Genomic DNA, 18,712 nt, shown 5'->3' with positions numbered 1-18,712 from the left:
GTTTGTCTGTTTTATCAATAATATGAAGGTGTATTAAATCAACATTTAAGTCAATGCTATTATCATTGTTATATTTAGCCAAACCAGTCAAGTTTTATTTTGTGATAATCACTATATGTTACATTGAAATGAATTTCTCAGAAGTGATGATTGTTTCTGATAATTCAGGGAAATTTGCCACAACATTTGTCATTATTTTATCGCCGCAATGTAATTTGAAATCTATCGGAAAAAAGCAAATAAGCAGTGATGAAGGGATGTCTTATTTTTGTCGTGGCTTGCTTGGGTGGAATGAAATTTTTGGGGATGGCTGTTAATCAGGCATAAACCGATAGCCAACTCCCGTTTCTGTCAGGAGATATTTAGGCCGGGCAGGATCAGTTTCCAGTTTTTGTCGCAGGTGCCCCATATAAATTCTCAGATAGTGATTGTGCTCAACGTAATTCGGCCCCCAAACATGATTGAGCAAATAACGTTGCGTGAGTACCTTGCCACTGTTGGTCAACAATTCAGTCAGTAAACGATATTCAATCGGAGTCAGGTGAAGTTCCGTTTGTCCTTTTAAAACTCGGCGATTGATTAAATCAACTTGAATATCCGAAAAATGAATGATGGGAGCAGGCTGGTTGGTTTTAGAAGAGCGGCGTAGGGCAACGCGAACTCTGGCCAGCAATTCATTGATGCCAAAAGGTTTGCTCAGGTAATCGTCAGCACCCACATCCAGCGCCGTGACTTTGTCTTGCTCACTGTCACGGGCAGAAAGCACAATGATTGGGATATCACTCCATTGGCGTACATCTTGGATTAGCTCAATGCCATTTCCATCAGGCAACCCTAAATCAAGGATCAATAAATCCGGCCTGCGGGTGGCTGCTTCAATTAAACCTCGTTTTAGGGTTTCACATTCAAACACCCGCCAGTTTTCACTTTCCAACGCTAACCGCACAAAGCGCCGGATCTCTTTTTCATCTTCAATGATTAGAATGGTACTGTTTTTGCTTGTGCTGTTTTTAGTCGTATTCACAGATCCTCGGCAATATTTTCAATTTTTGGAGGTTCTTCCAACGGTAAAACAAAGTGAAAGCTGGCTCCACCTTTTTTATTGCCAGCAGCCCATATTTTGCCGCCGTGAATTTCAATAATCGCCCGGCAAATGGCCAAGCCCAAGCCGACACCGGGTATAGCAGACTCTTTGCTGGCACGTGAGAATTTATCAAAAATGAGTTGTTCTTGCCCTTGTGGTATCCCGGCTCCCTCATCCCAGATTTCAATGTGTATTTGTTTTTGATCTGTTTCGTGCTCGATGGTGGCTTGTATACCCAATGGCGTTTGCTCATGGGTATATTTGATGGCATTTTCCAGCAAATTAATGAAAACGCGCTCCAGCAAGGTGCCATCGCAATGCAGGAATAAATTGGTTGGCAAGGAAAGCTCCACATTGTAACGGCTGAGGGTATACTCCAGTGAACGTAAGGCACTGCCAACTATTTCGTCCAACGAATGCCATTCTATATTGAGTTGAATACCGCCCGATTGAATACGTGCCATATCCAGCAAGTTGTTGACCAAGCGTGATGTGCTGAGGATCTGTTGGCGAATTTGGTTCACTTGTTTTGCATGGGGCGAGTTTTCGGCAGACAAATTCAGCATCAGTATTTCTGCCTGCCCGAACAGCACGGTTAACGGGGTTCGCAAGTCATGAGATAGCGCCGCCAGCAACGAATTGCGCAGTTGTTCTCGTTCCGTCTCCAGTTTGGCGGATTCTGCGCTGCGGGCAAGGTGCAAACGTTCCAGTGCGTTGGCAATAAGCCCGGTGAAGGTTTGCAGTAACCTCTGTTGTTCCGGCACCAGCAATTGACGCAGGTTAGAGGATTCTATCGCCAGAACGGCAAAGATCTGAGAAGGTGTGACGATGGGCTGCAATTGATATGGTACGCCCGGTAAGGTGTCTGTACCGGCTCCGGCTGGCTGTTTTTTATCGAAGCACCATTTGGCGATCGCTTCATCAATTTGCATTTGCCCACCGTTATTGGTTTTTATCTGGTATAAGCGATGTTCGTTATTTAGCAGCAGTAATCCCGTTTTGGCCTGAAAGCAATTGGATAGAAAGTGATAGCTGATACGGGCAACGTCTTCTTCGTTCAGGGCCTTGCTCAATTCGCGGGTAATTTCATATAAGTGCCGTGTTCTTTGTTCTCGATAACGGGCAATTCTGGCTTGATAGCGTATTCCTGCGGTCAGGTTACCCACGACAACGCCCACAATCAGCATAACGGTAAAGGTGAGCAGGTATTGCATATCTGTAACCGCAAGTGACCAGTGCGGTTGGACAAAAAAGATATCAAAGCTGATGACATTGATAAAAGCGGCAAAGACGGAAGGCCATCGCCCATAAAACAGGGCAATGACAACAACCCCCAGCAGATAAAGCGTGACTAAATTAGCTTTATCAAGGGTGAGTAAAAATGTGCGGGAAAAAAAGGTCGTCAGGGTACAAAGCACAATCGCCATAATGAAACCCTGAATTTGGAACCGCCATTTTTCATTGAATGGCCGGTTATCTTTCAGCTCTTTATTATTTCCGCTGTTTCCACGTTTTTTGTCTTCCAACGCAACAATAACCAAATCCAGATCAGGGCCGAGTTTTCCCAGACGTTCGGAAAAATCAGGACGCCATTTATAGTTGAAAAATGTTGAATGTGATGCGTAATAACGGCCGATAAGGATTTTGCCCAAGTTATGCTCTCTTGCGTAACGCAAGATGGCTTTTTCTTCATGGGAATCGGAAAGTGTTGCAGTTTCCGCTCCCAGATCTTGGGCCAATTTCAGTGCCTTCAAGATGGTGCGCCGTTTGCCTTCCGGCAGTCGGTGCAATTTGGGGGTTTCAACATAAACGGCATGCCAGACACAATCCAGCTTTGCTGCAAGGCGAGCCGCTGTCCGAACCAGTTTTTCGTTGCCTGCGTTATCGCCGATACATAAAAGTAAATTATCCCGCGTGTGCCATACCGGCTCTTTTCCTCTGGTATCGCGAAAAGCGCGCATTTGATCATCCACGCGGTCAGCCGTGCGGCGTAAGGCGAGTTCGCGCAAAGCAATCAGGTTGCCTTTACGGAAAAAATGTTCGATGGCACGCTCAGCCTGTCCTGAGATATAAACTTTGCCATCATTAAGCCGCTGACGAAGATCATCCGGGGGAAGATCAACCAGAACCACATCATCAGCCTGATCAAATATATGATCAGGAATGGTCTCCCGAACACGGATCCCGGTGATCGCCCCAACCACATCATTCAGGCTTTCCAAATGTTGGACATTAATGGTGGTCAGGACGTCAATGCCCGCTTCCAGCAGTTCCTCTACATCTTGCCAGCGCTTGGGATGGCGGCTCTTTTGTGGATTGCTGAATGCCAGCTCATCCATCAGAATGATGGCCGGATGGCGGGCGAGAGCGGCATCAATGTCAAATGCGGTTACCCTGCGCTTGTGGTAAAGAAAATGCTTTGGCGGCAATCGGGGCAAACCTTTTAGCAACGCTGCGGTTTCTTGCCTTTCGTGGGTTTCAACCACGCCGACAATTACATCCAGCCCTTGAGCCAGCAAGCGTTGGGCTTCCTGTAGCATGGCATAGGTTTTACCAACGCCGGCACAGGCACCGAAAAATATTTTGAGCTTGCCACGCGGTTTTTCGTTCGCCAGTGCCAGTAAATCATCCGGATCGGGGCGTTGTGGTTCAAGTTGATCCATTTTTATCTGCCTCGTGGGTTCAGATTATCCAGAGCAAGATTAAGTTCCAATACATTTACCACGGGTTCCCCCATATATTCCAGCAAGGGATATTCAGTGTGTTTCTGAATTAGCGCATTGACTGTTTCCAACGGTATATGGCGGATGGTAGCCACGCGCTGTGCCTGAAATTCAGCAGCCTCCGGTGATATATGGGGATCAAGACCACTGCCCGATGACGTGATGAGATCGATTGGGATCGGGCGGTTTTCTGGATAATTAAAAAGGCGCTCCCGAACAATGTCTTTGTGAATTTTGTTGAGTAACGCAGGGTTGGTTGTTGCGAGATTGCTGCCTCCGGATGACAGGGCGTTGTACGGTTTTTCTGCCGTCATGGAAGGGCGTCCATGAAAGTAGGTGTTTTTGGTAAAATTTTGGCCAATTAATTTAGATCCAATTTTTTCACCATTTTGTTCGATTAACGATCCTTGCGCCTGATGTGGAAATAGAGCTTCTGATATCCCCGTGACCAATAGCGGATAGGCAATACCTGTGATGAGAGTAAGAAATATCAGCAGGATAATGGAAGAGCGTAACCAGATCATTTTCATCACCTTATCTGAAATTATTTGAGAAACAGGGCAGTAAGTAATATGTCAATGAGCTTGATGCCGATAAAGGGCACAAGCAGGCCGCCCAGGCCATATATCCATAAATTCCGGCGCAGGAGCGATAATGCGTTCATCGGGCGATAACTGACACCTTTTAAAGCCAGCGGAAGCAGGAAGATAATGATGATCGCATTGAAAATAACCGCAGACAGCACAGCAGACTCCGGAGAATGAAGGTGCATAATGTTCAGGGCATTGAGCTGCGGATAGGTAATGGCAAAGGCGGCAGGAATAATGGCGAAATATTTGGCGATGTCATTGGCAATGCTGAATGTGGTCAGGGAACCGCGGGTCATTAACATCTGTTTGCCGATATGCACAACCTCAATTAACTTCGTGGGGTTGGAATCGAGATCCACCATATTTCCCGCTTCTTTTGCCGCCTGTGTACCTGAATTCATGGCAACAGCAACATCGGCCTGTGCCAATGCAGGGGCATCGTTTGTTCCGTCCCCTGTCATGGCAACTAGCCGGCCTTCTGACTGGTATTGGCGGATCAAGGCCAGTTTTGCTTCGGGTGTGGCCTCCGCCAGAAAATCATCAACGCCTGCTTCAGCCGCAATTGCTGCCGCAGTCAGGCGGTTATCTCCGGTGATCATGACGGTTTTTATTCCCATTCGGCGCATTTCGCTGAAACGTTCTTTAATCCCGCCTTTGACGATATCTTTCAGGGCAACCACGCCCAAGACCCGCTGGTTTTCCGCAACGACCAGCGGTGTTTCTCCTTTATGCGCAACTTGTTGCACCAAGAGATCAATGGCTTCGGGGAATTGGCTGTGATTGGCTTCAATATGGCGGCGAATGGCATCAACAGCGCCTTTACGGATAGTTCGGTTATCTATGTTGACCCCGCTCATGCGCGTAATGGCAGAGAAAGGCACAAATTTAGCGTTCAATGCCAGAAGATCGCGTTCACGCATATTGAAACGTTGCTTTGCCAAAATCACGATGCTGCGCCCTTCGGGGGTTTCGTCAGCAAGGGAAGAGAGTTGGGCTGCATCAGCCAATTGCTGTTCCGTAACTCCGGGAGCCGGTAAAAATTGAGATGCCTGACGATTGCCCAAGGTGATGGTTCCGGTTTTATCCAGCAGCAGAACATCCACATCGCCCGCAGCTTCAATGGCGCGCCCGCTCGTTGCGATCACATTGGCCCCCAACATACGGCTCATGCCTGCAACGCCAATGGCTGAAAGCAGTCCGCCAATGGTGGTGGGAATAAGACAAACCAGCAGCGCCACGATCACGGTGAGCGTGATGGGGCTGCCGGATTGGCTGGCCTCTGCGCTGAATTGCGAGAAAGGCAACAGGCTTACGCAGACGAGTAGAAAAATAATGGTCAGCGCAGTGAGCAAAATCGTGAGGGCGATTTCGTTGGGCGTTTTACGGCGCTTGGCGCCTTCAACCATAGAGATCATTCTGTCCAGAAAGGTTTCGCCGGGATTGACGGTACATTCAATGATCAGCCAATCTGATAAAACCCGCGTTCCCCCCGTAACGGAAGAAAAATCTCCCCCGGATTCCCGGATGACGGGAGCTGATTCCCCTGTAATGGCACTTTCATCAACGGAGGCTCCCCCTTCAATTACTTCACCGTCGCAGGGAATAATTTCACCAGCTTCTACCAATACGATATCGCCTTTGCGCAACGTATCGGACGTTACTTTTTCTTTTGCTGCTTCGCGGTTGGATGAGGCGAGCTTGGTCGCCCAACTGGTTTTTTTTACGCCTTTTAGGCTGGATGCCTGAGCTTTGCTGCGTCCTTCCGCCAAGGCTTCTGCAAAATTGGCAAACAAGACGGTAACCCATAGCCAGAGGGCGATGGAACCTGTGAATAGGGCATCGCCGGTTATCTTACCCGTCAGTATTCCGCTCCATAAAAGAGTGAGCAGACAACTGCCCAGATAGACGACAAACATGACCGGATTGCGCCATTGGTGGGCCGGATGGCATTTTTTAAATGAATCGATAAGAGCATGGCGAATCAAAGTCGGTTCAAATAATACTTGTTGTTTATTTTTCATGATTTACCTTTCACGCTCATTGCCAAAGTTGTAAATGTTCTGCGATGGGACCAAGAGCCAGAGCAGGTATAAAAGTGAGTGCACCAATCAGCAAAACAACCAGAATTAATAATCCGACAAAGGCAAAACCGTAGGTTGGTAAAGTACCGCTGCTGATAGGCTGACGCTTTTTGTTGCTCATGGAACCAGCAATGGCAAGGACTGGCAGAATGACGCCAAAACGTCCCAAAAACATGGCGGTTCCCAGCAATAAGTTATAAAAGATGCTGTTGGCATTCAGGCCGGCAAAGGCACTGCCGTTATTGTTGGCTGCGGATGAAAACGCATAGAGTACTTCAGTGAAACCGTGTGCTCCGGGATTGGCAATGGCATTGCGCCCGGCATCGGTTGAAATCGCCAATGCGGTGCCCAATAAGACAAGTGAAGGTGTAACCAGAATTGCCAGTGCGACCATTTTCATATCATAGACATCAATTTTTTTGCCTAAATATTCGGGCGCCCGGCCAATCATCAAACCTGCAATAAAGACGGCCAGCAAAACAAACAGCAACATGCCATAAAGCCCGGAGCCTGTTCCGCCAAAAACGACTTCACCGATTTGTATTAACCAAAGTGGGATCATTCCTCCCAAAGGAGTGAAAGAGTCGTGCATTGAATTTACCGCACCACAGGACGCGGCTGTGGTAACGACACTATAGAGGGAGGACCCCAGAATACCAAAACGGGACTCTTTTCCTTCCATATTAAAATGGCCATTGATGTTCATGGCATTGAAATGGGGATTGCCTGCGATTTCGGCATACATTACAACGGCCGCCGCGATGATAAAAATAATGCTCATCGCCCAGAGTAACGCGTATCCCTGACGATTATCGCCAACGACTACTCCGAATGCGAAACACAATGCGCTGGGGATCAGGAAAATAGCCAGAACTTGTACGAAATTGCTGAGTGCGGTTGGGTTTTCAAATGGATGGGCTGAGTTTGCGCCAAAAAAACCCCCGCCATTGGTTCCCAGCAGTTTTATGGCTTCCTGAGAGGCAACGGGCCCCATAGGAAGCAATTGCTGTTGGCCTTCAAGGGTATGGATGGGGACATAAGGGGAAAAATTTTGGATAACCCCTTGGCTGACAAAGAATAATGCAACAATGATGGCAAGTGGCAGCAGTAAATACAAAGTGATGCGGGTAATGTCAATCCATGCATTTCCCAATGTGTTCACACCCTGACGGGAAAAAGCCCTTATCAGAGCAAAAGCCACTGCAATACCGGTTGCCGCAGACAGAAAATTTTGCACGGTTAACCCGGCCATTTGGCTTAAGTAGCTAAGGGTGTTCTCACCGCTGTAAGCCTGCCAGTTTGTGTTGGTGATAAAACTTATTGCGGTATTGAGTGCCAGATCCCATTTCATATCCGCAAAATGCTGTGGGTTCAGAGGTAAATGAGCCTGATTTATTAACAAAATAAACAGCAGCAGTAACCCTGCGACATTGAATATCAAGACAGCGAGAGTATATTGCCACCAGTTCATCTCCTTGATGCTGCTGCCGGGTTGTTGCAGCCCACAGCAGCGCCACAGGCTTGATTCTGCTTTTGTCAGCCAGCGGGGTAATTCCCCTTCAATCAGATTGGCTATCAGATTGCCGAGAGGCTTGCTCAATAAAAACAGAATAAACAGGAAGCTGGCAATCAGTAAAAAAGCCGATGCTGCCATTTAGAAATCCTCCGCATTCAATAATGCATAGATCAGATAGATAAGTAACAGCACCACCAAAAGAAGGCCAATGGTGAGGGATATATTCATGGTGTGTCTCCTTGACTATTTCTTTAAAAACTAACTAGTTGCAGCATAGGAATGACCATACAAAGAAGTTGTTAAAAGAGAGCCAAAAAGTATAAAAAAAGTATAAAAGGTAACTGGGTGTAACTAAAAATGCGTCATTAAAGCAAGTGTAGCAAACCTTATTAGGTTAATTTTTTGTTTTTAATTTGTTTGTTTTGTTTCTGTTTAGGTATCTGTTTTGTAATTAAATTACTAATTAAGAAAAAAATGGGGATTTATAGATCAAAAAAGTGGTCGGATGAGTAGTAAGTTTTCATATTATCGGGTAAAATTTTATGCATCTTACATATTTAACCCGTGAGGAGGTTACCAATGTCTATTTACCGTTCATACTCTTGGCATGAGGTTCTCTTGCGGCGTATTGGCGTTATCGCTTTGGGCGCCATTGCGCTTCCTGTTATGCTGTTTCGTCACGATCGTGCTCGCTTTTACAGCTACTTGCATAAAGTATGGTTAAAAACCAGTGATAAGCCTGTTTGGCTGGCGTCTTCAGAAATAGCTGCAAGCATTCGAAATCGCTAAAGGGGTGTTCCCGCACGTTGTCATTTTTCAGGTTCCTATTCCTGCCTTCGTATCTTTAATCTGAGCGAATGCCTGGAATGCAGTATCCAAGATACTGCATTCAGTACGTGGTAATTCAGTTGCCTTAATCAAGGCATCGTATTTGGTTGAAGGTATGGCCTTTGATTTAAGGTATAGCCTTTGGACACCTTGTCGGTTTATTCTGGCAAGGTGTTTTGTTTTATCTGCTATCAAGATCTATGCTTGCTTTTCCGATATGTTGACCAGACTATTTTTTTAATAACCATCAGCAAACAAGGGAGAGACTTATCCATGAGTGAAGAGGAAAGGTCTCGATGGCAGATAGTTATTTATTTTTATGGTGAAAAAGAAAAATGACAGGGGGAAAATGATGAACAATGTTGAGTTGGAACATGTACTTAATACGGAATTGAACGTCCGTGAATTTCAAGATTATGCCCCTAATGGATTACAAGTGGAAGGCCGCCCCCATGTTCAGCGGGTTGTCACAGGTGTGACAGCTTGTCAGGCATTGTTGGATGAAGCGGTTCGGCTTGAGGCAGATGCTGTCATTGTCCACCACGGCTATTTTTGGAAGAATGAATCACCGGTTATCCGTGGCATGAAACGCCGTCGTTTACAAACTTTGCTATGCAATGATATCAATTTGTATGGCTATCACCTTCCATTGGATGCCCATCCTACATTGGGAAACAATATCCAATTGGCCCGCCAAATGGGTGTTAAGGTTATCGGAAGTATTGAGCCGTTACTTCCTCATGGTGCCTTCGATCAACCCGTTACTCCGGCAGAATTAACTGAGCGCCTTGAGAAATCTTTAGGTCGCGAGATCCTGCATTGCGGTGATAACGCGCCAGCAGAAATTCGTACACTGGCATGGTGCACTGGTGGTGGTCAGAGTTTCATTGAGCAAGCGGCAGAGTTCGGGGTTGATGCATTTGTCACGGGAGAAGTATCAGAAAAGACGATTCATGTCGCCCGTGAAATGGGAATGCATTTCTTTGCTGCCGGACATCATGCAACAGAGCGTTATGGCATCAAAACGCTTGGTGAATGGTTGGCCAATCATCATGGCCTGGATGTGATTTTTATCGATATTCCTAATCCAGCTTAATGTTGTTGCTTCCATGCTGCTCGATGCAATTCAAGAACCGTAAGGTGTAACGTATTGTATACGTCCCCAGTTTCCGGCCAAAGGTTGTGGGGACTTTTTACAATTTGCTCATTCAATGCGGTTTATCTATGTCGAAGGGCTAAAAACATCATGACAATCCCGCAACTGATCAGTACACAGCCTAAAGCCTGACTCCATCCTGCCAAAGTCAGGCCAAGGCCAAGCAATAAATAATAAAACAGCCCCAGTAGAGCACCAGCCGTACCCAGCCGATCAGTGTAGCGATGTAAGGCTGAAGCCAGAATATTTGGAATGGCAAGCCCATAAGCGATAACTATCCCGAGCATAGGCAAGACAAATAGCCAGCTATTTTCCAACAGGTATACGCCGATGCCACCCAACAGGTTAATTGATGTGGCAAAGATCACCAGTTTAGTTGATCCCCATTGCTGTTTTAAAAGGTATTTGTTTAGTAGCGAGCCGCAACCGACACCAAAAGTTAATAACAGGCCGGTATAACCAAATAGCTCCGGTGATAACCCCATTTGTTCGAAACGAAACGGTGCTAATTGATAGTAACTGAACAGGCACAGGTTAAAAAAGGCGATTAAAAAAGCATTTCGCCAAATTGAAATATCTTTAAGCATCATGGCTGCTGTATGGAATAAGGCAACCTTTGTGACGTTAATTGGTCGGGTTTCAGGCAAGCGGGCAACTGACCAACTCGTCAGTATCACCGCGAGAATGGCCAAGCCAGCAAATACACCTTTATATCCGGCAAAATAGTTCAGTGCTGAACCGCTGAACATGCCAAGGGCTGGGCTGGCCGCCAAGGCAACGCCTATAATGGAAAAAACACGCACCAACTCTTCCCCTCGATAGGCGTCACGCATGATAGTTTGTGTGCCGATGGAGCCTACGGCGGCCCCGAAAGCAGACAGCCCTCTGGCAACAAGTAATAGCCAAAATTGCTGTGTCCACAATGCCAGCAGGGAAGCGGCCCCATAGAGTGATAACCCGATAATGATGGCCGGACGTCTGCCAATGACATCACACATGCGTCCCCATACGACAACACCGAGCGCAAAGGCAAAAAAATAGAGTGATAAAGTTTGGGCCGCTTGTTCTGAGGTGACAGAAAATCCATCTGCAATATTGGTTAATGCAGGACTGTAAATAGTTTCCACTATCTGCGGGAACATCAATAAAGCGATGGCAAGCCAAAGCGATGGTCTGTTTTGCATATTTTTTCTTCTGATAATTAAGTATTCATGGCAGGGAGGTTAGCATTTTGCTGGTTGTCCATTTATGATAATAAAGACAGTTCGTTTATATTATCGGACATTATTGGGTGGGATTGCGATGGCATGGTTACAGCAAAGCGATCATTTTGATCCGGACAGTTTTAATATCCCTGTTATAGGGATCGCAGCAGAAATGGGGCAGCATGATTCCGGTTTCCATCAGCATAATATGGGACAGTTATTGTTTACCCAACGGGGTTGCATCAAGATCACTCTGGAAAACCAGCTTTCGATCCTGCCACCGACCAGAGTGGCGTGGATCCCCCCAAAAACACGCCATCGGGCAGAAATGCGTGGTTCAGTCGGTTATCGTTCCATTTATCTGAATACGGCCGAAACGGAATGTATTTCAGCACAATGTGAAGTGCTGGAAGCCACTGTATTATTACAGGCGCTTTTAGAATCTATCGCGCTGTCTCCTTTCGATGCTAATTGGCATCAGGGCAGGGGAGTGCATTTATTGGCGTTATTTTTTGACGAGATCCGTAAAGCACGCAGAGAACCAACGCTATTGCCGCTGCCTGTTGATCGGCGTTTGCTGAATTTATCATTTGAACAATTACCGCCGCCTTTGCAGATACTCGCAACTTACATTGGCGCCAGTGAAAAAACGATTACTCGAATATTTCATCGCGAAACAGGGATGAACTACCAACAGTGGCGGCAACAATGGAGACTGGTAAAGTCGATAGAGTTATTGGCGCAACATAAAACATTATCTTATGTGGCTCAGGAAGTTGGTTTTACTAATGACAGTGCGTTTGTGACGTTTTTCCGTAAAGCGATGGGCAGGCCACCAAGAGAGTATATGACATCATCAATATCGATAAGCGATGCACATGGCGGCCTTTAATTGGCAAGAATATCACCTAGTTTAACTTGTCATATCCAAATTAATGGTTAGGTAAAAGGCAGGCTCCGACTCGGTAAGTGTAGCTACTGCAATGTTTCAAGATGCTGGCGTAATGCTTCCTGAGTTCGGAACAGGCAATCCAGGTGAGTACTTTGATGGAGCATTTTGAAATGAAGTAATTTATTGCCATGCTCACTGGCAAACTTAGACATGGCAACGGGATCGAATAGCTCATCTTCTTCAGCAGCAAGCAGGAGTGTTGGCAAGGGCAGTGCTGCTAACTGTTTGGCTGGTTGGCGAGGAGTCAATGCATTAGACATATTGACGGTATAATGTTGTAAAAAGTCTGGATATCGCGCTCTGAGGTCTTCGGGGAAATTCAACTTTACCGCTGGATAGTGACCAAAGAAAAGACCACCGGATATCGCGTTGATAATAAATGGCCATTGGCTGACTTCAGCAAAGCGTATTGGTGAATCATTGCGATGAATACCAGTAGCAAATTGCCCCAGTTCTGGTGCCAGCAATACAAGGCTGTCTATCTTGTGCGCGGGTTTATGCCGGGTAAAATAATTTATCAGCATTCCTGCCCCACTAGAATGACCCAGTAGATGAAGACGAATAGCCGGAAACTGTGTTTTTAACTCAGCTATAACTCGGTCTACATCGCGCCAGACAATAGCTGTTTGGGAAACGGCACCTTTCCTGCCAATGGAATCACCGTGCCCACGAATATCGACCAGACACACTGCAAAATGGTCTTCAATAGTTAGTTGACGGGCAAGGAGATCGTATCCTGCGTCTATATTTACACCGCCACCGTGATAGACAATGAACAGATCATGCGCAGCTTTTTCCGGTTCGTAGAGACGATAACGTAATCCTTCTGTATAGGCCGTTTTCACTTTTGCTGGAGTAGTAAGCTTTTCAGCAAGTAAAGCCGCTTTTTCATTAAATTGTTCAAAATCAATCACTATTAAATTTCCTGTTCATTTATTTTCCTGCCATTGATTTTTAGCTAACCGCCATTTTTGACGGTGTTCATTTCAAACATCAAGTATCATTTTGGGATTGAAAGAAATGGTGAAATTTACGGAAAGGAAGAATCCATTTATTGCCATTTGAGTAATAATTAATTCAACCATTTTGCTGTAATTATCATTCTCAAATGGTCAAAAGAAATCCTTTTATACTTTGGTAGTCAATCTATTCGTTGGATAATGTATTTTTTAGCGAATTTATTTCCCTATTCAATATATTTATCCGTGTGCTTAATATTTTGTTTTTGTAAAAATTAATCTCTGGGTATAAATAATGACCTGCTTATAAACAACTACACCCCTAACATCAGATTAAAAATTGATATGAGAGGTGTAGATATACGCTATTTAAAATAATGCAAATAGCGTTATTGATGTGACTTATTTATTTTTTTAACTGGCTTTGGAAGTCACGTTCGCTGTATCCAGTGTAAAGCTGGCGTGGGCGAGTGAGTTTCACACCTTCGTCGTGCATCTCATTCCAGTGCGCAATCCAGCCAATAGTACGGGCAATTGCGAAAATCACAGTGAACATTGATGATGGAATACCCATTGCTTTCAGGATAATGCCGGAATAGAAATCAACGTTCGGATACAGTTTTTTCTCGATGAAGTACGGGTCATTTAACGCGATACGTTCCAGTTCCATCGCGACTTCCAGCAGGCTGTCATTCAGCCCCAGCTCATTCAGCACTTCATGGCAGGTTTCACGCATGACAGTTGCACGTGGATCGTAGTTTTTGTAAACACGATGACCAAAGCCCATCAGACGGAAAGAGTCATTTTTGTCTTTGGCGCGAGCAATGAACTCAGGAATGTGTTCAACGGTTTGGATTTCTTCCAGCATACGCAGACAGGCTTCGTTTGCTCCGCCATGTGCTGGTCCCCACAAGGATGCAATACCAGCCGCAATACACGCAAATGGGTTTGCGCCGGATGAGCCAGCGGTACGCACGGTGGAGGTTGAAGCGTTTTGCTCATGATCCGCATGCAGAATAAAGATACGATCCATGGCACGTTCCAGTACCGGATTAACTTTATACTCTTCGCAAGGTGTCGCGAACATCATGTATAGGAAATTCGCGGCATAAGAGAGATCGTTGCGTGGATAGACGAAAGGCTGCCCCAGAGAATATTTGTAACACATTGCCGCAACAGTTGGCATTTTGGACAGCAAGCGGTAAGCGGTGATTTCACGGTGGCGAGGGTTATTCACGTCCAAAGCATCGTGGTAGAAGGCAGCCAATGCGCCTGTCACGCCACAAAGTACGGCCATCGGGTGAGAATCACGGCGGAAACCGTGGAACAGACGGGTGATCTGTTCATGGATCATTGTATGGCGCGTTACCGTCGTCTTAAATTTTTCGTATTCTTCGGAGGTAGGTGGTTCGCCATATAGCAGAATGTAGCAAACTTCCAGATAATTTGACTTCGTCGCAAGTTGGTCAATAGGAAAACCACGGTGTAACAAAATGCCTTCATCGCCATCGATATAGGTGATTTTCGACTCGCAGGAAGCCGTGGAAGTAAAGCCAGGATCGTAGGTATAGAAGCCTTTTGAGCCGAGAGAACGGACGTCAATAACTTCAGAACCTAGGGTCGGCGTCAGTACGTCTAGTTCGATAGCAGCTGAACCATTTATGTTCAACGCAGCCTTTTTATCAGCCATGTACATCTCCTTAGCGCTTATATTTATAACCCCTAACAACCAGATAGGCGCAATTTATACTGTGCCAAAGGCATTGTGCTACCGGAGAGAATTTAAAATCAGGCAGGTATCACATTTAACGCTGAAATTTTATCGCAGGTGACAATGGTTTCAGGTTGTTAAAAAGTTTTCGGATATTATGTTTAAAGTATTATTAACATAAAATGTTATCATTTTGTGCTTATACGATACTTTTGCATAACGTCTGTTTATTATTAAGTTTACTTTTTCATCGAAAAACGATGACAAATAATATATAACGGCCTATATGTAAGGTAAATGTTTAATCTTTGTCAAACTAGATAATAAATTTTATGATAAATGTTTGAAGCGTGATCCTTCTCACTGTTCAAGCTAAATGTTAATAATCATATTGTGTGGGAATTGTAATAACAATGTGAAGTACTTATACTTCGGTCAGGTCTCCGGATTACCCTGATGTAGGAGCACCCAGCGTAACCAAATCACAACTTTGTAATGAACGTTTAAGGATTGTTAATTTAATCATGTTGTGTCTTTGTATCCTCTTAGCGCTGTCTGATTCCCGCCCAGGACCGGAGGATGGAAAATAAAAAAAGCTTTGTGGGCAAAATTGTGAAAAAACAAAGACCTGTCAACCTTGATCTGCGGACGATTAATCAACCCGTCTCCGCAATAGCGTCGATCTTGCACCGTATCTCAGGCGTCATCACCTTCATCGCAGTTGGTATTTTGCTGTGGTTGTTGGGTATGTCACTGTCTTCGCAGGAGGGTTTCCTGCAAGCATCTGAAATCATGACTGGTTTCTTCGCCAAATTTATCCTGTGGGGAATATTGACGGCGTTGGCTTACCATATTTGTGGAGGTATCCGTCATGTGCTGATGGATTTTGGATTCTTGGAAGAAAACCTCGCTACCGGTAGTGCTTCTGCCAAAGTAGCAATAGTAATCGCGGTTATTCTGTCTATTCTGGCTGGAGTATTATTATGGTAAGCAACGCATCCGCATTGGGTCGTACGGGTATTCAGGACTGGCTGCTGCTGCGTGCATCCGCAATTATTATTGTTTTGTATGTCCTTTACCTTGTTGGTTTTGTTGCAACAACGTCGGATATAACCTATGAAGTCTGGCGTGGTTTCTTCTCTTCATCCCTGACTAAAGTGTTCACCGTATTGACGCTCCTTTCTATTTTGGTTCATGCCTGGATCGGTATGTGGCAGGTGTTGACAGACTACGTCAAACCTCTCGCAATGCGTCTGGTGCTGCAATTGGTGATTATTGTGGCGCTGTTATCTTATTTGATTTACGGAACAATCGTTGTGTGGGGTGCATAAATGAAACTGCCAGTAAGAGAGTTTGACGCTGTTGTTATCGGTGCTGGTGGCGCAGGTATGCGTGCTGCACTGCAAATTTCACAAATGGGTTTATCTTGTGCTTTGATTTCCAAAGTATTCCCAACCCGTTCTCATACCGTATCAGCGCAGGGCGGCATTACTGTAGCTCTGGGTAATTCCCATGAAGATAACTGGGAATGGCACATGTACGATACGGTGAAAGGCTCCGATTATATTGGTGACCAGGATGCCATCGAATATATGTGTAAAACTGGCCCGGAAGCCATTCTGGAGTTGGAACACATGGGGCTGCCATTTTCCCGTCTGGATGATGGCCGGATTTATCAGCGCCCGTTTGGTGGACAATCCAAAAACTTTGGTGGTGAACAAGCTGCCCGTACTGCGGCTGCGGCTGACCGTACTGGTCATGCTTTATTGCATACTTTGTATCAACAGAATTTGAAAAACCATACGACTATTTTCTCTGAGTGGTACTCTTTGGATCTGGTTAAAAACCAGGACGGCGCAATTGTCGGTTGTACCGCTATTTGCATTGAGACCGGTGAAGTCGTTTATTTCAAAGCTAAAGCAACTATTCTGGCAACTGGTGGTGCCGGTCGTATTTACCAATCCACAACGAATGCGCACATCAATACAGGTGATGGTGTTGGTATGGCATTGCGTGCAGGTGTTCCTGTTCAGGATATGGAAATGTGGCAATTCCATCCAACCGGTATTGCGGGCGCGGGTGTTTTGGTTACAGAAGGTTGCCGTGGTGAAGGTGGTTACCTGCTGAATAAAGATGGCGAGCGCTTTATGGAGCGTTATGCACCAAATGCCAAAGACCTTGCTGGCCGTGATGTGGTTGCTCGTTCCATCATGATTGAAATTCGTGAAGGCCGTGGTTGTGATGGCCCGTGGGGTCCTCACGCGAAATTGAAGCTGGATCATCTGGGCAAGGACGTATTGGAATCCCGTCTGCCGGGCATCCTTGAATTGTCCCGTACTTTTGCCCACGTAGATCCGGTAAAAGAGCCAATCCCAGTTATTCCAACCTGTCACTATATGATGGGTGGTATCCCAACGAAGATCACCGGTCAAGCATTGACAGTCAACGAAAAAGGCGAGGACGTTGTGATCCCAGGCTTGTTTGCTGTGGGTGAAATTGCCTGTGTATCCGTTCACGGGGCGAACCGTTTGGGTGGTAACTCATTGCTCGATTTGGTGGTCTTTGGTCGTTCCGCAGGCGTGCATTTGAAAGAGTGCCTGATGGAGCAAGGAACCAGCCGTGATGCCAGCGAATCTGATATCGAACTTGGATTGCAGCGTCTGAACCGCTGGAACAATACCCGTTCAGGCGAAGATCCAGTTGCAATCCGTAAAGCTCTGCAATCCTGCATGCAGAATAACTTCTCGGTATTCCGTGAAGGCGAAGCAATGGCGAAAGGATTGGATGAACTGAAAGAAATCCGTGAACGTCTGAAAAATGCTCGTTTGGATGATACTTCATCAGAATTCAACACCCAGCGCATCGAATGCCTGGAATTGGATAACTTGATGGAAACGGCTTATTCTACGGCGGTTTCTGCTAATTTCCGTACAGAAAGTCGTGGTGCTCATAGCCGTTTTGATTATCCAGAACGTGATGATGCTAACTGGCTGTGCCATAGCCTGTACTTACCGCAAACTGAGAGCATGACTCGTCGTGAAGTGAATATGCAGCCAAAACTGCGTGAAGCTTTCCCGCCGAAAGTGCGTTCTTACTAACTGTGCCACTGAAATATAGTGTTACTGAAATTGCGTTGCTGATGTTCCAGTTGCGGAGAAATAGATTATGAAACTTGAATTCTCGATTTATCGCTATAATCCAGATGTAGACGATGTACCTCGTATGCAAGACTACACCTTGGAAGCAGAAGAAGGCCGGGACATGATGCTGCTGGATGCCCTTATCCAGCTGAAAGAGCAAGATCCCACTCTGGCATTCCGTCGTTCTTGTCGTGAGGGCGTTTGTGGCTCTGACGGCGTGAATATGAACGGTAAAAATGGTCTGGCATGTGTGACACCAATATCAGCATTGCTCCGTGGCAATAAGAAAATTGTTATTCGCCCATTGCCTGGCTTGCCAGTGGTTCGAGATCTGGTTGTTGATATGGGGCAATTTTATGCGCAGTACGAAAAGATCCGCCCATATTTAATTAATGATGGTAAAAACCCACCATCGCGTGAGCATCTGCAATCACCAGAACAGCGTGAAAAACTGGATGGCCTGTATGAATGTATTCTGTGTGCCTGCTGTTCGACGTCTTGTCCGTCGTTCTGGTGGAATCCGGATAAATTTATAGGTCCTGCCGGTCTTCTGGCTGCATACCGTTTCTTGATTGATAGCCGTGATACAGAAACAGCGTCGCGGTTGGATAATCTAAACGATGCTTTCAGTGTGTTCCGCTGCCATGGAATTATGAACTGTGTCAATGTATGTCCGAAAGGGCTTAATCCGACAAAAGCAATTGGACATATTAAGTCTATGTTGCTGAAACACAGTGCATAAATAAACTCTGCGCATAAATAGCACA

17 protein-coding genes are annotated in these 18,712 nt (G+C 45.7%); 8 read left to right on the top strand and 9 right to left on the bottom strand.

The genetic code is table 11. From position 1 onward, the window contains the following. Window positions 1-128 precede the first annotated feature (128 nt). Window positions 129-317 carry a hypothetical protein gene (locus BM100_RS01555; RefSeq protein WP_139216915.1) on the top strand — a complete coding sequence of 63 codons (189 nt, stop codon included), beginning with the start codon at window positions 129-131 and terminating at the stop codon, window positions 315-317. Here the strand turns inward: BM100_RS01555 and kdpE are convergent. Genes kdpE through kdpF form a run of 6 tightly spaced genes read right to left on the bottom strand, consistent with a single transcriptional unit; the run spans window position 314 to window position 8,222 of the window. Further along, on the bottom strand, window positions 314-1,024 hold the full coding sequence (kdpE, locus tag BM100_RS01550; RefSeq protein WP_092507279.1) for a two-component system response regulator KdpE: 711 nt from the start codon (window positions 1,022-1,024) through the stop codon (window positions 314-316). The two genes, BM100_RS01555 and kdpE, sit on opposite strands and share 4 nt — an antisense overlap. Next, a complete protein-coding gene (gene kdpD, locus BM100_RS01545; RefSeq protein ID WP_092507278.1) occupies window positions 1,021-3,747 on the bottom strand; it encodes a two-component system sensor histidine kinase KdpD in 2,727 nt (908 codons plus the stop codon). Before kdpD ends, kdpE begins: the two co-directional genes overlap by 4 nt. A 2-nt stretch (window positions 3,748-3,749) precedes the next feature. Further along, entirely contained in the window at window positions 3,750-4,331 is a 582-nt protein-coding gene (gene kdpC, locus BM100_RS01540; protein ID WP_092507277.1) for a potassium-transporting ATPase subunit KdpC, read from the bottom strand. A gap of 20 nt (window positions 4,332-4,351) precedes the next feature. Continuing rightward, a complete protein-coding gene (gene kdpB / locus BM100_RS01535; protein ID WP_092507276.1) occupies window positions 4,352-6,418 on the bottom strand; it encodes a potassium-transporting ATPase subunit KdpB in 2,067 nt (688 codons plus the stop codon). 16 nt (window positions 6,419-6,434) lie between these two features. Continuing rightward, window positions 6,435-8,132, bottom strand: coding sequence for a potassium-transporting ATPase subunit KdpA (gene kdpA / locus BM100_RS01530; RefSeq protein ID WP_092507275.1), 1,698 nt, complete (start codon window positions 8,130-8,132; stop codon window positions 6,435-6,437). After that, entirely contained in the window at window positions 8,133-8,222 is a 90-nt protein-coding gene (gene kdpF / locus BM100_RS01525; protein WP_092507274.1) for a K(+)-transporting ATPase subunit F, read from the bottom strand. Window positions 8,223-8,573: 351 nt separating this feature from the next. Here kdpF and BM100_RS01520 point away from each other — a divergent pair, with 351 nt between their 5' ends. Together BM100_RS01520 and BM100_RS01515 are read left to right on the top strand one after the other, a co-directional pair. Continuing rightward, window positions 8,574-8,783, top strand: coding sequence for a YbfA family protein (locus tag BM100_RS01520; protein ID WP_092507273.1), 210 nt, complete (start codon window positions 8,574-8,576; stop codon window positions 8,781-8,783). A 391-nt stretch (window positions 8,784-9,174) separates the two neighbouring features. After that, window positions 9,175-9,918 carry a type 2 GTP cyclohydrolase I gene (locus tag BM100_RS01515; protein ID WP_092507272.1) on the top strand — a complete coding sequence of 248 codons (744 nt, stop codon included), beginning with the start codon at window positions 9,175-9,177 and terminating at the stop codon, window positions 9,916-9,918. A gap of 122 nt (window positions 9,919-10,040) precedes the next feature. On the opposite strand, the gene BM100_RS01510 is transcribed toward BM100_RS01515, so the two are convergent. Next, on the bottom strand, window positions 10,041-11,162 hold the full coding sequence (locus BM100_RS01510) for a multidrug effflux MFS transporter (RefSeq protein WP_092507271.1): 1,122 nt from the start codon (window positions 11,160-11,162) through the stop codon (window positions 10,041-10,043). Window positions 11,163-11,280: 118 nt separating this feature from the next. On the opposite strand from BM100_RS01510, the gene BM100_RS01505 reads away from it, so the two are divergent. Beyond that, complete coding sequence (locus BM100_RS01505; RefSeq protein WP_092507270.1) at window positions 11,281-12,075, top strand: AraC family transcriptional regulator; 795 nt, start codon at window positions 11,281-11,283, stop codon at window positions 12,073-12,075. 83 nt (window positions 12,076-12,158) lie between these two features. Here BM100_RS01505 and BM100_RS01500 read toward each other — a convergent pair whose 3' ends face one another. Next, window positions 12,159-13,049 carry an alpha/beta hydrolase gene (locus BM100_RS01500; protein ID WP_092507269.1) on the bottom strand — a complete coding sequence of 297 codons (891 nt, stop codon included), beginning with the start codon at window positions 13,047-13,049 and terminating at the stop codon, window positions 12,159-12,161. Window positions 13,050-13,500: 451 nt separating this feature from the next. Next, on the bottom strand, window positions 13,501-14,784 hold the full coding sequence (locus tag BM100_RS01495; RefSeq protein ID WP_092507268.1) for a citrate synthase: 1,284 nt from the start codon (window positions 14,782-14,784) through the stop codon (window positions 13,501-13,503). A gap of 621 nt (window positions 14,785-15,405) precedes the next feature. Between BM100_RS01495 and sdhC the strand changes: the two genes are divergently transcribed. The 4 genes from sdhC to BM100_RS01475 all read left to right on the top strand — a co-directional run bounded on the left by sdhC (window position 15,406) and on the right by BM100_RS01475 (window position 18,687). After that, window positions 15,406-15,795, top strand: a complete 390-nt coding sequence (gene sdhC, locus BM100_RS01490; RefSeq protein WP_038237426.1) for a succinate dehydrogenase cytochrome b556 subunit — start codon at window positions 15,406-15,408, stop codon at window positions 15,793-15,795. Beyond that, window positions 15,789-16,136, top strand: a complete 348-nt coding sequence (gene sdhD / locus BM100_RS01485; RefSeq protein WP_092507267.1) for a succinate dehydrogenase membrane anchor subunit — start codon at window positions 15,789-15,791, stop codon at window positions 16,134-16,136. Before sdhC ends, sdhD begins: the two co-directional genes overlap by 7 nt. Beyond that, window positions 16,137-17,903, top strand: a complete 1,767-nt coding sequence (gene sdhA, locus BM100_RS01480; RefSeq protein WP_092507266.1) for a succinate dehydrogenase flavoprotein subunit — start codon at window positions 16,137-16,139, stop codon at window positions 17,901-17,903. It abuts the gene before it with no gap. A 67-nt stretch (window positions 17,904-17,970) separates the two neighbouring features. Then, a complete protein-coding gene (locus BM100_RS01475; protein WP_092507265.1) occupies window positions 17,971-18,687 on the top strand; it encodes a succinate dehydrogenase iron-sulfur subunit in 717 nt (238 codons plus the stop codon). Window positions 18,688-18,712: the final 25 nt, after the last annotated feature.

It is taken from the genome of Xenorhabdus mauleonii (genome assembly GCF_900113945.1).
Lineage (GTDB): Bacteria > Pseudomonadota > Gammaproteobacteria > Enterobacterales > Enterobacteriaceae > Xenorhabdus > Xenorhabdus mauleonii.
Note: the sequence above shows the minus strand (reverse complement) of the source record. Positions and strands in the feature narration are given on the sequence as shown.

What these genes read in the sequence shown, in the direction of transcription:
- BM100_RS01555 (WP_139216915.1), top strand. Translation starts at nt 129, where the DNA reads ATGAATTTCTCAGAAGTGATGATTGTTTCTGATAATTCAGGGAAATTT.
- kdpD (WP_092507278.1), bottom strand. Translation starts at nt 3,747, where the DNA reads ATGGATCAACTTGAACCACAACGCCCCGATCCGGATGATTTACTGGCA.
- kdpC (WP_092507277.1), bottom strand. Translation starts at nt 4,331, where the DNA reads ATGATCTGGTTACGCTCTTCCATTATCCTGCTGATATTTCTTACTCTC.
- kdpB (WP_092507276.1), bottom strand. Translation starts at nt 6,418, where the DNA reads ATGAAAAATAAACAACAAGTATTATTTGAACCGACTTTGATTCGCCAT.
- kdpA (WP_092507275.1), bottom strand. Translation starts at nt 8,132, where the DNA reads ATGGCAGCATCGGCTTTTTTACTGATTGCCAGCTTCCTGTTTATTCTG.
- kdpF (WP_092507274.1), bottom strand. Translation starts at nt 8,222, where the DNA reads ATGAATATATCCCTCACCATTGGCCTTCTTTTGGTGGTGCTGTTACTT.
- BM100_RS01520 (WP_092507273.1), top strand. Translation starts at nt 8,574, where the DNA reads ATGTCTATTTACCGTTCATACTCTTGGCATGAGGTTCTCTTGCGGCGT.
- BM100_RS01515 (WP_092507272.1), top strand. Translation starts at nt 9,175, where the DNA reads ATGAACAATGTTGAGTTGGAACATGTACTTAATACGGAATTGAACGTC.
- BM100_RS01510 (WP_092507271.1), bottom strand. Translation starts at nt 11,162, where the DNA reads ATGCAAAACAGACCATCGCTTTGGCTTGCCATCGCTTTATTGATGTTC.
- BM100_RS01505 (WP_092507270.1), top strand. Translation starts at nt 11,281, where the DNA reads ATGGCATGGTTACAGCAAAGCGATCATTTTGATCCGGACAGTTTTAAT.
- BM100_RS01495 (WP_092507268.1), bottom strand. Translation starts at nt 14,784, where the DNA reads ATGGCTGATAAAAAGGCTGCGTTGAACATAAATGGTTCAGCTGCTATC.
- sdhD (WP_092507267.1), top strand. Translation starts at nt 15,789, where the DNA reads ATGGTAAGCAACGCATCCGCATTGGGTCGTACGGGTATTCAGGACTGG.
- sdhA (WP_092507266.1), top strand. Translation starts at nt 16,137, where the DNA reads ATGAAACTGCCAGTAAGAGAGTTTGACGCTGTTGTTATCGGTGCTGGT.
- BM100_RS01475 (WP_092507265.1), top strand. Translation starts at nt 17,971, where the DNA reads ATGAAACTTGAATTCTCGATTTATCGCTATAATCCAGATGTAGACGAT.